The 13,853-nt window shown below is 41.7% G+C and carries 15 protein-coding genes and 1 riboswitch; of the genes, 2 read left to right on the top strand and 13 right to left on the bottom strand.

The window, feature by feature from the left end; genetic code table 11:
* Nucleotides 1-2 precede the first annotated feature (2 nt).
* Both QLQ22_RS06175 and cotJC read left to right on the top strand, forming a co-directional pair.
* Nucleotides 3-266, top strand: coding sequence for a spore coat protein CotJB (locus QLQ22_RS06175; protein WP_284016223.1), 264 nt, complete (start codon nt 3-5; stop codon nt 264-266).
* 18 nt (nt 267-284) lie between these two features.
* A complete protein-coding gene (gene cotJC / locus QLQ22_RS06170) occupies nt 285-854 on the top strand; it encodes a spore coat protein CotJC (protein ID WP_223440441.1) in 570 nt (189 codons plus the stop codon).
* A 34-nt stretch (nt 855-888) separates the two neighbouring features.
* Here cotJC and QLQ22_RS06165 read toward each other — a convergent pair whose 3' ends face one another.
* From QLQ22_RS06165 to mgtE, 13 genes are all read right to left on the bottom strand, one after another.
* Nucleotides 889-1,305 carry a CotO family spore coat protein gene (locus tag QLQ22_RS06165; protein WP_223440440.1) on the bottom strand — a complete coding sequence of 139 codons (417 nt, stop codon included), beginning with the start codon at nt 1,303-1,305 and terminating at the stop codon, nt 889-891.
* 70 nt (nt 1,306-1,375) lie between these two features.
* A complete protein-coding gene (locus QLQ22_RS06160) occupies nt 1,376-1,822 on the bottom strand; it encodes a GNAT family N-acetyltransferase (RefSeq protein WP_223440439.1) in 447 nt (148 codons plus the stop codon).
* Nucleotides 1,823-1,828: 6 nt separating this feature from the next.
* Entirely contained in the window at nt 1,829-2,290 is a 462-nt protein-coding gene (locus QLQ22_RS06155) for an SRPBCC family protein (RefSeq protein WP_284016222.1), read from the bottom strand.
* A gap of 1,333 nt (nt 2,291-3,623) precedes the next feature.
* On the bottom strand, nt 3,624-4,397 hold the full coding sequence (gene fabI, locus QLQ22_RS06150) for an enoyl-ACP reductase FabI (protein WP_223440437.1): 774 nt from the start codon (nt 4,395-4,397) through the stop codon (nt 3,624-3,626).
* Nucleotides 4,398-4,515: 118 nt separating this feature from the next.
* A complete protein-coding gene (locus QLQ22_RS06145; protein ID WP_223440436.1) occupies nt 4,516-5,751 on the bottom strand; it encodes a DUF445 domain-containing protein in 1,236 nt (411 codons plus the stop codon).
* A gap of 138 nt (nt 5,752-5,889) precedes the next feature.
* Nucleotides 5,890-6,906, bottom strand: a complete 1,017-nt coding sequence (locus QLQ22_RS06140; protein WP_223440435.1) for a thiazole biosynthesis adenylyltransferase ThiF — start codon at nt 6,904-6,906, stop codon at nt 5,890-5,892.
* Nucleotides 6,907-7,674 (bottom strand): thiazole synthase, encoded by a 768-nt coding sequence (locus QLQ22_RS06135; RefSeq protein ID WP_223440433.1) that lies wholly within the window; start codon nt 7,672-7,674, stop codon nt 6,907-6,909.
* Nucleotides 7,675-7,677: 3 nt separating this feature from the next.
* Nucleotides 7,678-7,881: a sulfur carrier protein ThiS gene (thiS, locus tag QLQ22_RS06130; RefSeq protein WP_223440431.1), complete on the bottom strand. Its 204-nt coding sequence runs from the start codon at nt 7,879-7,881 to the stop codon at nt 7,678-7,680.
* The gene (thiO, locus tag QLQ22_RS06125) at nt 7,878-8,993 is read right to left on the bottom strand and encodes a glycine oxidase ThiO (protein ID WP_252208240.1); all 1,116 of its coding nucleotides are present in this window, start codon (nt 8,991-8,993) and stop codon (nt 7,878-7,880) included. Before thiO ends, thiS begins: the two co-directional genes overlap by 4 nt.
* Nucleotides 8,990-9,598 carry a thiazole tautomerase TenI gene (tenI, locus tag QLQ22_RS06120; RefSeq protein ID WP_223440427.1) on the bottom strand — a complete coding sequence of 203 codons (609 nt, stop codon included), beginning with the start codon at nt 9,596-9,598 and terminating at the stop codon, nt 8,990-8,992. Before tenI ends, thiO begins: the two co-directional genes overlap by 4 nt.
* Nucleotides 9,595-10,281 (bottom strand): thiaminase II, encoded by a 687-nt coding sequence (gene tenA, locus QLQ22_RS06115; protein ID WP_223440425.1) that lies wholly within the window; start codon nt 10,279-10,281, stop codon nt 9,595-9,597. Before tenA ends, tenI begins: the two co-directional genes overlap by 4 nt.
* Before the next feature lie 72 nt (nt 10,282-10,353).
* Nucleotides 10,354-10,463: riboswitch (TPP riboswitch) on the bottom strand.
* A gap of 69 nt (nt 10,464-10,532) precedes the next feature.
* A complete protein-coding gene (locus QLQ22_RS06110) occupies nt 10,533-12,386 on the bottom strand; it encodes a monovalent cation:proton antiporter family protein (RefSeq protein ID WP_284016221.1) in 1,854 nt (617 codons plus the stop codon).
* A gap of 22 nt (nt 12,387-12,408) precedes the next feature.
* The gene (mgtE, locus tag QLQ22_RS06105) at nt 12,409-13,776 is read right to left on the bottom strand and encodes a magnesium transporter (RefSeq protein WP_223440421.1); all 1,368 of its coding nucleotides are present in this window, start codon (nt 13,774-13,776) and stop codon (nt 12,409-12,411) included.
* Between the last annotated feature and the right edge of the window lie 77 nt (nt 13,777-13,853).

Genomic DNA, 13,853 nt, shown 5'->3' with positions numbered 1-13,853 from the left:
AGATGGCTAAAACACTTCCGCCCGAATACTATCAGAAGTTAGAGGAAATCCAGGCGGTTGATTTTGTTCTTGTCGAACTAACCTTATATTTAGACACGCATCCTGATGATTCTCAGGCGATCTCCCAATATAACCAGTATGCACAATATGGCAGACAAATCAAACGAACGTTCGAATCTCAATTTGGACCTCTCAGTCAAGGAAGTCCTAATCCTTCTGGAGAATACTGGACATGGAAAAGCGGTCCATGGCCATGGCAAGTATGACGAAAGGAGTGGATCAGTTTGTGGACATATGATAAAAAGCTGCAATACCCTGTTAGAGTCAGTACATGCAACCCTACTTTGGCCAAATTTTTAATGGAACAATATGGAGGAGCGGACGGTGAGCTTGCTGCTGCATTGCGTTATTTGAATCAGCGCTATACCATTCCTGATAAAGTTGTTGGACTTCTTACTGATATTGGAACAGAAGAATTCGCTCATCTAGAAATGATCGCTACAATGATTTATAAATTAACAAAAGACGCAACCCCCCAGCAATTGAAAGAAGCAGGGATTGGAGATCATTACGTAAGTCATGACAGCGCATTGTTTTACCAAAATGCTGCTGGAGTTCCTTTTACTGCTTCATATATACAGGCAAAAGGAGATCCTATTGCTGATTTATACGAAGATATTGCTGCAGAAGAAAAAGCCCGCGCTACCTATCAATGGATTATTGATATGTCTGATGATCCTGATTTAAATGATTCTCTCAGATTTCTAAGGGAACGGGAAATCATTCATTCTCAGAGGTTTAGAGAAGCCGTAGAAATTTTAAAAGAAGAAAGAGACAGAAAAAAGATCTTTTGAGAACATAAAAGAACCCCGGAAAACCGGGGTTCTTTTATAAATCTTTTAAAGTGATAGCCTGAATCTCGTTTAACGGAATCTTCTCCCCATTAATCAAAATACACTCATCTTTATATTCTGTTACTTTTCCAATATGAGTCTTTACATTTGTACTGATGCTGCAATTTAAACTGGAGAGTCTCTCAGGTAAATTTAGAAGCAGCTCAATTTTCTCTTTATTTGTAAGATCGTTAAACGAATGCAGAGGCTTTGTCAGCCTTTTTTCTTTTAGCACAGCAGGCTCTGCTTTCACTTCCCCGCTCAATACTGGCTCTTCAGGTACCGCTGCTGTTTCTGCCGGCAGATCTTTTCTTAAGACATATGTTTTTTGCATAGATGTTAAAACAGGTTCCAATTCCGGCTGAACGATATACAGCAGCGGAGGATTTTTAACAGATTGATGCTTTTTCACAGACGTCCCTCCTCATGTTCATGCTCTACAAAGAAGTATATGCAAGGAGATCAGTTTTATGATGAGAGGGTTATAGAGATATTTTCATAAATTTGCTGACGTCTTTGAATCCCATTTGTTCATACAGTTTCATTGCTTTTTGGTTATGTGCATACACATTCAGCCTAACATCGCTGTACCCGCTATTTTTGAATTCTTTTATTGCTTCCTCCATCAATAACTTGGAGTATCCCTTGCCTCTGTATGGCACTTTTACATATAGATCATTAATCCAGCCAATTTCATCGCCCGTTAAGAAATCGAATGCTTTATCAATCATGATCCAGCCAAGCAGTGTGCTGCCGTCCATCAAGCAAACAAAATAAGCCTGATATTTTGCGGAATGTTCATAGACTTCAATCATTTTTTCCTTATTATCGTCCGAAACGTGATTGGTTGCTTCCCTGCGGTTTTCGCCGGCTAATTCGTAAATTTCTTCTAATTCGTCTGATGCTGCCAGTTTAAATGTTAACCCCATAATTGGTCACTGTCCTTTTTTATCTTCTGCAGCCTGAGCTTCCAATGCTTTTTTTAGATGCTGAAGATGATCTCCGTCTTCTTTTTTCATAATCTTCACAAATACCGGCTTAATGAGTTTCATTGTGAATTTTTTCGCATTGATTTCACATTCAAAACGGATTGTCGTCTGATTGCCTGATGCAGAAAACGTGTAATGATAGATGGCTTCCATCCCTTTCATTTCACTTTTAACTGAGTACTTTGCGCTCGGAACATACTCTATAAATTCAATAACCGCTGTAGCCTCTCTTCCCCTTATTTCACGGGTTTCTCTGTATTTCGTGCCTGCTTGAACAGGTCCATCCGTCAGCTTCTCGACTTTCGTCACATTTTGCATAAACAGAGGGGCATTTTCAACGTCAGCGGCAAAATTGAATACTTGGTCAAGCGGTGCATTTACAGTGACTTGATCTTGAAATTCACTCATGCAATAATCAATCCTCCTTATGATTAGGATTTATTCCTTATCCATATTTTATCAGAATTGGAGACACCGCATAGACAAGCAAAAACATTTTTGTTTCAGGAATAAAAAAACCGCCTCATTAAAGAGACTATCAGGAGGGTAGTTGATTCCTTTAAACGCGTTCTTTTCTGGATTTGGGGAATTATACAGGGATTTTAGATCCTTTAAACGCGCTCTTTACTGTTTTAGGGGAATCATTCAGGGCCTTTGAGTGCTCTAATCGCACTCTATCCGGGATTTGGGGAATCATTCAGGCCCTTTGAGTTCTCTAATCACTCTCAATCCGGGATTTAGGGAATCATTCAGGGCCTTTGAGTGCTCTAATCGCACTCTATCCGGAATTTGGGGAATCATTCAGGCCCTTTGAGTCCTCTAATCGCACTCTATCCTGGATTTGGGGAATCATTCAGGCCCTTTGAGTTCTCTAATCACTCTCAATCCGGGATTTGAGGAATCATTCAGGGCCTTTGAGTGCTCTAATCGCACTCTATCCGGGATTTGGGGAATCATTCAGGCCCTTTGAGTTCTCTAATCACTCTCAATCCGGGATTTAGGGAATCATTCAGGGCCTTTGAGTCCTCTATTCACCCTCAATCCGGGATTTGGGGAATCATTCAGGCCCTTTGAGTTCTCTAAACACGCTCTTTCATGGATTTGGGGAATCATACAGGCCCTTTGAGTTCTCTAATCACCCTCTTTCCTGGATTTTGGGAATCATACAGGGCCTTTGAGTCCTCTAATCACCATCTTTCATGGATTTGGGGAACATACAAGCCCTTTGAGTCCTCTAATCACCATCTTTCATGGATTTGGGGAATCATACCGAGCCTTTGAGTCCTCTAATCATCCTCTTTCCTGAATTTGGGGAATCATACGGGGACTTTGAGTTCTCTAATCAGCCTCTTTCCTGGATTTGGGGAATCATACTGGCCCTTTGAGTTCTCTAATCACCCTCTTTCCTGGATTTGGGGAATTATACTGGCCCTTTGAGTCCTCTAATCACCTTCACTCCTGGATTTGGGGAATCATACAAGCCCTTTGAGTCCTCTAATCATCCTCTTTCCTGGATTTGGGGAATCATACGGGGACTTTGAGTCCTCTAATCACCATCCATCCTTGATTCGGAAAATCATACAGGCCCTTTGAGCCCCTAAACACGGTATTTCCTAAAATCACAACTTGACAATACTCACCCAAACAAAAAAAAACGGGCAAAAATTGCTGTGCAATTCATTACCCGTTTTCTTCTGTATTTTGTTATCTCCATTAAAATTAAAGAGACTGCAGGCTTTGATTAACCTAAGATATGATATCCAGAGTCTACATGAAGATTTTCTCCAGTCATCCCTCTGGCAAGGTCACTGAACAAGAAAAGTGCTGTATCCCCAACTTCTTCTGGAGTTGTTGTACGGCGCAGCGGCGCGCGTTCTTCGATATCTTTCAGGATGGAGTTGAAATCGCTGATTCCTTTAGCAGAAAGCGTACGGATTGGGCCGGCAGAAATCGAATTCACGCGAATGCCGTCTTTTCCTAAATCGCTTGCCAGGTATCTCACACTTGCATCAAGTGATGCCTTCGCAACTCCCATAACGTTGTAGTTAGGAAGGACTCTTTCTCCGCCAAGATATGTGAGTGTCACAATGCTTCCGCCCTCTGTCATCAAGCCTCTTGCAGCTTTTGCCACAGCTGTCAGTGAATAAGAGCTGATATTGTGAGCAAGCAAAAATCCGTCGCGGGTTGTATTCATGTATTCTCCGCTCAGTTCTTCCTTTTGTGCAAACGCGATGCAATGTGCAATTCCATGAATAACGCCTACTTCATTTTTAATCGCTTCAAAACAAGTGTCAATTTCAGCATCATTTGTTACATCACAAGGAAGAACAATCGAATCATTGCGGTCAAGCGTTTCAACTAAATCCCGCACTGATTTTTCAAGGCGTTCACCTGCATATGTAAAAATAAGACGCGCTCCTGCCGTATGAAGAGAACGGGCAATTCCCCAGGCAATGCTTCGTTTGTTTGCGACGCCCATTACGACTACATTGCGTCCAGCTAATGATAAATTCATTTGGAATCCTCCTAATTAATACATGTTATTAGTACCTGGTTATAATTATAGCATGCTATTTGCCGTATTTCTAGACCGCTGCTGGATTTCATGAATGAACCTGGATCATTTCAGCTAATTAAAAGAGCATTTTAAGTCCCGTCAAAACGATACCGATGAAAAATCCGCACACCGCACCGTTCACACGGATCCACTGTAAATCTTTCCCTACATTATTTTCTATCATATCAATTAATTTCTCATCATCCAGTTTGTTTAAATTCTCTTCGACCAGTTTACCGATTTTTGAATGATTTTTTTCAATGAAAAGAGTAATTTGTTCCTGTACTTTGTTCTCGATTGCATCCGTTTTTTCCTTGTCACCACTGATATTTTCCAGTAATCGAGCAGCAAAAGGCATGAGATGATCCTCAATAAAAGAACCTTCTTCTATATAATTTAGTGCTTTTATTTGAGTTTTCTTTAAAATTGTCAGCAGCTTTCCGGAAGGGTCCCACTCTGAAACCACGCGGTCTATTTCCACTGCCAGTGCTTGATTTTCCTGAATATTGAGCAATTCTTTTCGAATATGATCAAGGATTGCCTGACGATTTTCACTATCTGGTCTGCGCAAACCTCTGATGACATTAAGAATAATATCTTGAAGGATCTTTCCGAGCTTTTCTTCATTTACAATATTTTGAAAGGATTTTAAGGCGAATTGCAAAAATCCATCTGCCTCTACATGGTCCATTGCTCTCATGGCAAATCTGCCAAATTCCTCTCTTTGATCACGTCTTGATGCCCATTCCTCAGTCTTTAAAAGCAGATAATCAAAGCACTTTTCATCATATTTCCGCTCAAGTACTTGATGAATGAGAGCTTGAAGCAGTTTCATTACTTCATTGGATGTAAGGTATCCTTTTAGCTGATTCTTAATAAGAGGAGCAATCTTTTCCAAATCTGCACTTTCAATCATTTGCATGATGAGAGATTTCATTGTTTTCTTGAAAGAATCGGAATGAAGCTCTTTTTCAAGTATTGGCAGCAGCTTTTCTGTCAAGTTTATTTGGGCTAATTTAGTTTGAATACTCTCCTTTGACAGCCAATCATTTTCAATTGTGTTAACGAGAGCCCTAATCATTCTGTTTCGATTTTTTGGCAATAAAGCTGTATGAGGAATAGGCACGCCGAATGGGTGTCTGAATAACGCTGTAACGGCAAACCAGTCAGCTAATCCCCCAACCAGGCCAGCTTCAAATCCTCCCTGCAAAAATTCTCCAGCAATTGTTCCTTGAAAAGGAATTGTTGCTGCAAACCCCGTTCCCATAATGGCAAGTGAGATTCCTGCCAAATGTTTTGATTTATTAGACATGTTCGTACCCTCAATCTTTATAAAATAAAATGAAAAAGTATATCTTTTTATCCATGCTAGTCTAAAAAGAGAAATAAATCCAATCATATCATATAAAAAACTGGCCAAAATCATGGCCAGTTTTTTTATTCTATATTCTTATCCCAAATAACGCTGATAAATACGTTTTGCTTCAGCCATATCTTTCGTCCCATGAATCAGGGCTCGCCCGTCTTGGAACACAACGACTCTGTGATGTTCGGTTTGAAAAGAGAGCAAATACGGATTTGCAGTTATATCATTTACTGCTCTTCCAAGTGCTTTTGCAAGCTCCTTAAAGTTCATTTCTTTAGAGACTGCCGGCCTTATTTGAACCGTATCTCTGCCGCAGAGAACCGACATTTTCACACTATTACTGCGTGATAAAAATGGATAAACGGCAGAGTCCCCGCATGATGGACAGGCTTCGTCTTTTAGTGCATGCACTTTTATTTGTGAAAATTGATTTCTCCAAACGTCAAAAGAAAGCAATTCTTTTCTCACCTGATCCGCTGCACCGGTTAACAATTTCAGCACTTCCCCTGTTTGATAAGAGGCAACCATTTGGACCGCTGGACTAATAATGCCAACTGTATCACACGTCTGGCCTTCCATTGGAATTTGCTTTAAAAGGCAATTCAAACATGGCGAGAGTCCCGGTATAATTGTATAAGTCAGGCCGTAGCTTCCGACACATGCGCCGTAGATCCACGGAATACCCTGCTTAAGCGCTGCATCATTTATCACAAGACGAGTTTCAAAGTTATCCGTCGCATCTACAATAACGTCTGCATGCTGACTGAATGCAAAAATATTTTCAGCTGTTACATCTTCAATGACCGCCTGGACTTCCACTTCATGATTAATCTGGGAAAGTCTTTGTTTTGCAGCAGCTGCTTTAGGAAGACGCAAAACCGCATCTTCTTCAGTGTAAAGCTGCTGACGCTGCAAATTGCTCCATTCTACGTAATCACGGTCCACAATCGTCAGTGTGCCGACACCCGCACGAACAAGCATTTCCGCATTTGCTGTCCCAAGAGCTCCCGCACCGATGATTAACACATGACCATTTCGAATGTTCTGCTGTCCTTTTTCTCCTATTGGAGAGAATAAGATTTGCCTAGAGTACCGTTCCATTTAGGATGTAATCATTCCTTCTTCAGGGCTGCTTGCAGATGCATAAGATTTTACTGGTATTCTGCCTGCCTCAAAGCTTAACCTTCCTGCTTCAATGGCAAGCTTCATAGCAGCTGCCATTTTTACCGGATTGCCTGCAGCAGAAACAGCAGTGTTCAACAGAACACCATCCGCTCCAAGCTCCATCGCTTTTGCTGCATCAGCAGCTGATCCAATCCCTGCATCCACAATAACCGGCAGATTCGTTTGTTCGATAATAAATGATAGATTCAAAGGGTTGATAATGCCCTGTCCTGAACCGATTGGAGACGCGCCTGGCATAATCGCATGAACGCCTGCTTCTTCAAGTCTCCTTGCAAGCACGACATCATCAGACGTGTAAGGAAGTACAATAAATCCTTCCTTTACAAGCTCCTCACTTGCTTTTAAGGTTTCAACAGGATCGGGAAGCAATGTTTTCGCACACCCGATCACTTCTACTTTAATCATATCACATAACCCTGAAGCCTTAGCGAGTTTTGCGATTCTGACAGCTTCTTCAGCCGTTTTCGCACCAGCGGTGTTCGGCAGCAGCGTGTAGCGGGAAAGATCAAGCTGCTCCAGAAAATTAGGCTGAGACGGTTCAAAAATATTCATTCTTCTCACAGCGAATGTTAAAATATCTGCTTCAGCCGCTTTTACCGCTTCTTTTTGAATATCAAAAGAGGGATATTTTCCCGTTCCAAGCAACAGTCTTGATTGAAAGGTTTTTCCTGCAATCGTTAACATAAATTATCCTCCTCCTACAAATTGAACAATTTCAAAAACATCCCCATCATTAATAACTGTTTTCGCGTATTCTTCTTTGGCTATTATTTCTGAATTATGTTCCACGATGATGATTCTTTTGCTCACCTCATAAAAAGCAAGCAAATCTTGAACGGTGCGCACTGAAGACTGCATTTCTATCATGCTGCCATTCACTTTTATGTTCATAGTTTCACCCCTGCCGCACGGTCCATTCTAAATGCATGAACGTATTCTTCAGCTGCCGGTCGATTAAAAAATAAATCTCTGATCATTTCACCTGTTTTGGGAGCGAGCAGGATGCCATTTCGGTAATGCCCTGTTGCCACAAAGAGATTCGGTATGCCCTGATGCTTGAAAATAAATGGCTTGCTGTCGGCTGTTCCCGGCCTTAATCCTGCCCATGCACGCTGAAAAGAGGCATCTTCAATTGCCGGCATAATTTTAACTGCTTTATTCATGAGAGCAGCGATTCCTTGTACGGAAGGCTCTGTATTCCAGGTTCCTTCTTTCATCGTTGCCCCAATAACTATTGTTCCATCAAGCTTTGGCACAAGATAACAGCTTTCATGAAAAACAGTAGAAGATAGTTTTCCATCTTTCATTGTCACAGACAAACATTCGCCCTTAACAGGATGTACAAATATATTGCGTGTGAACTCCTTTATCAGCCGGCTGCTCCATGTGCCATTTGCAAGAATAAGAGCTTCGCAAAAAAACGTATCTTGAGGCGTTTCGATTTCATAGTGTGAGCCTTCAAATCTGCTGACTTTGTATACTGGTGTGTTTTCAAAGATTTTTCCGCTCATCAGCTGAATGGCTTTTGTAAAGGCTTTGCACAGCGCGGCTGGAGTAAGCTTTCCATCTTTTTCAATTTTCAGAGCCCCGTAAATCGCATCTGTTATGCCTTTTTCATATTCTTGGACTTTTTCTTTGGAATGCCATTCTACGTCCTTTTCAATTTCTGCTCTTTTTTTCAAAGAATCGGCTTCCTCAGCCGTCATTGCCAGTTTGTACATTCCATTGTATTGAAGCTGTATGTCAATTCCGCTTTCCAGCAGTAAATCATGAGCTAATTTTGGATAAAGCGCCTGGCTTTCTTTAGCAAACCTGAAAAAAGCATCATCCTTTTCAGTTTCAGTATGGGCGCCAAGCATACCCGCCGCAGCACTGGATGCTCCGCTGCCTGTTTTTCCGCTTTCAAATACCGCAACTCGAAGTCCGGCTTTCGCTAAATAATAGGCAGAGGCAAGCCCGATGACTCCTCCGCCGATAATGCCGGCATCAAATAAAGGCTTCAATGGCCCATCCCCCTTTTTAATTGATCAGCAAGTTCAAGTGCCGCATGACTTGGATGCTCCGCTGAAAAAACATAGGACATCACGGCTGCTCCCTCAATCTTTATATCTCTTAGATCAGGAATGACAGCAGGATTGATTCCTCCAATTGCAATGACTGGAATGCTGACAGATTCCGCTATTTCCGCAAGCTTGCTTATCCCTCTTGCTTCTAGACCATTTTTTGATGATGTTTGGAATACATGCCCGAAAAGGAGACGATCTGCCCCATTTTCAGCACAATATACTGCTTCAGCAGCAGTGTGGACTGAACAGCCTACCTCAAGATGCGGGAAGCGCTGTTTCACCAGTTTCACATTGAAGCTGTGCGATGGGAGCTGAACCTGATGCAAACCAGAAAGAACAGCTGCATCCACACGGTCATTCATGACAAGCTTTGATTTCGGAACCCCATTTTGATGGAGCTCTTCAATTAAGCTGATCAGTTCCCCAGCTGATTTATTCTTCTCTCTAATATGAATGGCATCTGCAGAGGTATGTATATCTGTGATGATTTTTACGAGCTCTGCAGCAGAGTGCCGTCCATCTGTGACAAGGTGCAATTTCACTTTTGCATCAGCATGGTTTGTGTCTCATCCCACGCTTCCATCTTTTCCGCCATATCCCAAAAACGATATTCATACATCGAGCTGATGAGGAAGTTTTCCTTCATCATTTGTCTCTCGTGATCGCTTGCACGCAGAGCAAGCTCGTCAAATCTTGCAATCTGCTCGAGGACAAGCTCTTTAAACCAATCACCGTGATAAGTCGCAATCCATTTCTCATAAACTTCATCACCAGGCTTGCAATCTTTCAGGTGCTCCCCGACTTCATAATAGAGCCAATAGCATGGAAGCAGAGCTGCAATGATTTCACCAAGATTTCCTGTCGCAACTGAACGGTACATATGGGAGGTGTAAGCATACGCAGTTGGCGATGGCTTAAACTCCTTCCGTTCGGTGTCTGTGATTCCAAGCAGGACAGAAAATTGCTGATGCAAAGAGAGCTCTGCTTCATAGGTTCCCTGTGAATGAACGGACATCCGGTATGTTGTATGAAGGTCAGGGGCCATCGCCCCTGCAAAAGCCTGCACTTTTGCAAAATGCGTTAAGTAATAAGAATCCTGCATCACATAGTATTTAAATTTCTCCTTTGAAAGGCTGCCTTCGCCAATTCCTTTTACAAAAGGATGTTCAAAGCTTCCTTCCCACCATTTATCTGCATACTCCCGGCATTCTTTTGAAAATGACATGTTTTGTTCCTCCTCATTTTTAGTATAAAAACGGCAAAAAACCACTTTTCGCATAGAAAAGTGGTGTATGAATAGACCTTTACACCACTTCCCTACGCTGGTTTTAGCCAGATCAGGTTCGGAGGGTCTTGAAGGCAAACTTCAATCTCAGCCCTTCTAAAAGGGCTCCCCTAGCGGTTGTTTATATATTATTTTAGAAATATTTACATGTACATCATACCATGCTCAAAGAAACTTTCAAGTCAAAATTATCAACTTTTATGGAACTCAAGCTCTTGCCTGAGCTCATCCACATATTCAGCTGATCCAGTCAGAATCAGTAAATCTCCGCGTTTCAGCTCTGTATCGCCATGCGGCACAATCGATTCATTTTCCCTGAAAATACGGACAAAAATAACGTCGCCTGTAAATGGAAAGCTGCGGAGCACCATGCCATCGTAGCGTCTGTTGTTCATTTTTATCTGATAAAGAGCTGAATCGTTATTGGTCAGAATCTTCATGATGCCAGGTGCTTCAATAAGAGCCCTCAGCAAGGTTTTGGTAGAAAGCAGAACAGAGAAGACATCAATGTCTTTCGCTCTTAGCTGCTCGTCTAATAATGGTGATGAGATGCTTGCAATCACCCGTCCAACTTCAACCTCTTTTGCAAACATGGCGATTTCAGCATTCGTATCCTCATCTCCTGCAGCAGCAATAAGGATATCAGCTTCAAATACTCCCTGGGACTGCAGGGTCTCAATTGAGTAATCTTCAAGCTCCTCAATATGAAACAATGATTCAGCGATCTGCTGTTCATTTTTATCGACATAAGTATGATACACCGTCGTATCGTACATCTTCGGATTTAACTCGCGTGTCACCGGCAGTGTCATTTGATTGGCTCCTATAAAAGCTACCTTCAGCTTCTTTTGCGAAGACAGCTGTTCAGGGAAAAGCTTCTTAAATCCAATCGGAGTAAAAATACTCGTCAGAACAGCCGTTAAAATGAGCGCACCTGACATTTGTGCATCAATCACATTTACTCTTTCTCCAATGGTAGCTGCCGCAATAACAAGGGAAAGGGTTGATGTCAGCAAAAATCCTGAAGCAAGCGTTGTTTTTGTGTCATACCATCTCTTCAGTAAATAAATCGGCACAATTTTAGAGATCAGCAAGGCAATAAACAGCAATGGGATCAGCATTAAAATTTTTGGATCCTTAAACATCGACCATACATCAAGATCGACACCAACCATAACAAAGAAGATCGGTATCAAAAATCCGTAGCCGAAGGAATCCATTTTCTGAACCATTTCTTTGTTTGGGGACAGCAGTGAGACCAGAACACCCGCTAAAAACGCTCCTAATATGTTTTCTGCCCCGATTGTTTCTGATAAGGCAACAAGGACAATGATCAGAGTGAAAATAGCCCTTGTCCCAATTTGAATCGTACCTTTAGACATCGTTTCAATAAATGATCTGCTCTGAAAGGTTTTGCCGAGAAAATATAAAACAATTCCAGCACCAAATAACAGCAGCAGCAGCCATGTATTTGTATTTTCTCCTCCATAAATCGATGCAAACACGGCAAGCAGAATCATCGTCACTAAGTCTGCTATGACAGCAACGAGCAAGATAATCTGTCCGATATTCGACTTCATAATGCCTGCATCCTTCAGTGTAGGGACCACCACCCCGAGCGATATGGTGGAAATGATCAGCGTCATCAAGAAGGCATTTTCTATAAAACCAAAGAAAACAAACAAATACGATAAGAGCAGAGACAAGATAAAGATGCCAACAAAGACAAGAAAAGAAACGGCAAACGTATTTGGCGCTTCCTTCCCGCTCGGCAGCAATTCTTTCTTCCGTCCACCGATAAAAGCAGTGAAATCAATTTCAAGTCCGCTCAAAAACATAAGAAAAATAAAACCGAGCATGGATAGCGTTTCGAGCCACATATCCTCCTGAACAAGATTAAATCCGCTTTGCCCGATAATAATCCCCATTATAATCTCGGCAACTACAACAGGCATGACTTTAATTTTAAAGCGATGCAGCAGGAGAGGGGTTACAAAAGCGGCTAACAGTACGATAACTAGTGATGAAAAGGAATCTCCATGCACAGTATTTCCCTCCTAACTAAATCTAGATTAAATATTGCATGAACAATGTAGCCATACCAAAATAAATAAATATGGAAATAATATCATTAATCGTTGTAATAAATGGACCTGATGCAACAGCAGGGTCAACTTTGAGCCGGTGCATCACCAGCGGGACAAAAGCGCCCGCGATTGTCGAAACAGTCAGGGTTGCAAGAATGGAAATGCCTACTAAAAGTCCCAGGAAGAAATCATGCTGCCAAAAATAGACGACGCCTGTCACTAGAACCCCGCACACGGCACCATTGATAATTCCTGTACCAGCTTCTCTGGCAATAATTTTAAAATTACCGCCTTCTTCAAGGTCACCCATCGCTATTCTTCTGACGGCTACCGCAAGTGCCTGAGTACCAGTGTTCCCCGCCATTCCGGCAATTAACGGGATAAAAACAGCAAGAATGGCCACTTTATTAAGCGTTTCTTCAAACTGTCCTATTAAATTTGCCGTTAACATTCCGAGAAATAATAGAATCACAAGCCAGGGCAATCTTTTTTTAGCGGCTGACAGAGGACCCCTGTCTATGGAATCCACATCAGATACAGCTGCAAGCTTCGAATAGTCATCAGATGCTTCTTCATCGATAACATCAACGATATCATCAACCGTTATAATTCCTAAAAGATGATTCTGAAAATCAACTACCGGCAGTGCAAGGAAATTATAATCTCTCATTTTTCTTGCTACATCTTCCTGATCTTCTCCTACAGATACGGAAAATACCCGTTCACTCATAATTTCGCCAATCATGAGATCATCATCGCTGACTATTAAATCACGAAGCGAGATAACGCCCACTAGATGCTTATCTTCATCGATTACATAAAGATAGTAAATCGTTTCAGCGTCAGGAGCTTCATGCTTTAAAATATGCATGGCCGATTTGACAGTTTGATTTGCAATAATGGCAATGAATTCCGTGGTCATGATACTTCCTGCCGTAAATTCTTCGTAATGCAGAAGTTCACGAATTTCCTGTGCAGCTTCATCATCCATGATGGTCAGATAGCTTGCTACCTGATCTTTGTTTAATTCGTTAAGCACGTCTACCGCATCGTCCGCGTACATGTGCTCAAGCATTTGTGATGCAAAACGCGGATCCATTTCGGATAAATACATTTCGTAATTGTACTCTTCATCTTCAATATTCTCAAAAAGAGCAGCCATTTCTTCAGGAGACAAATAATGATAAAGCTTCATTCGCTCCTCTTGCTCAAGCTTCACAAAGATTTTCGCCTGATCATACGGATGCTGCTCCAAAAACATGGAGCGAAACCCGTCTAAGTCTTCATTTTCCAAAGCTGTTACCAATTCCGCAGCTTCAATCTCTAATTTTTCTCTTTCATCTGACATCCAGAGTCTCCTCCTTCCCCAATCCGTTCCTATATTAAAGCCAAGACATCAAAATGTCATCAAATTGTGATACATTT

The sequence above is a fragment of the Metabacillus hrfriensis genome, assembly GCF_030127205.1.
Taxonomy (GTDB): domain Bacteria; phylum Bacillota; class Bacilli; order Bacillales; family Bacillaceae; genus Bacillus_P; species Bacillus_P dongyingensis.
The sequence above is the reverse complement of the archived record's forward strand: the minus strand, read 5'-3'. Positions and strand labels throughout refer to the sequence as shown.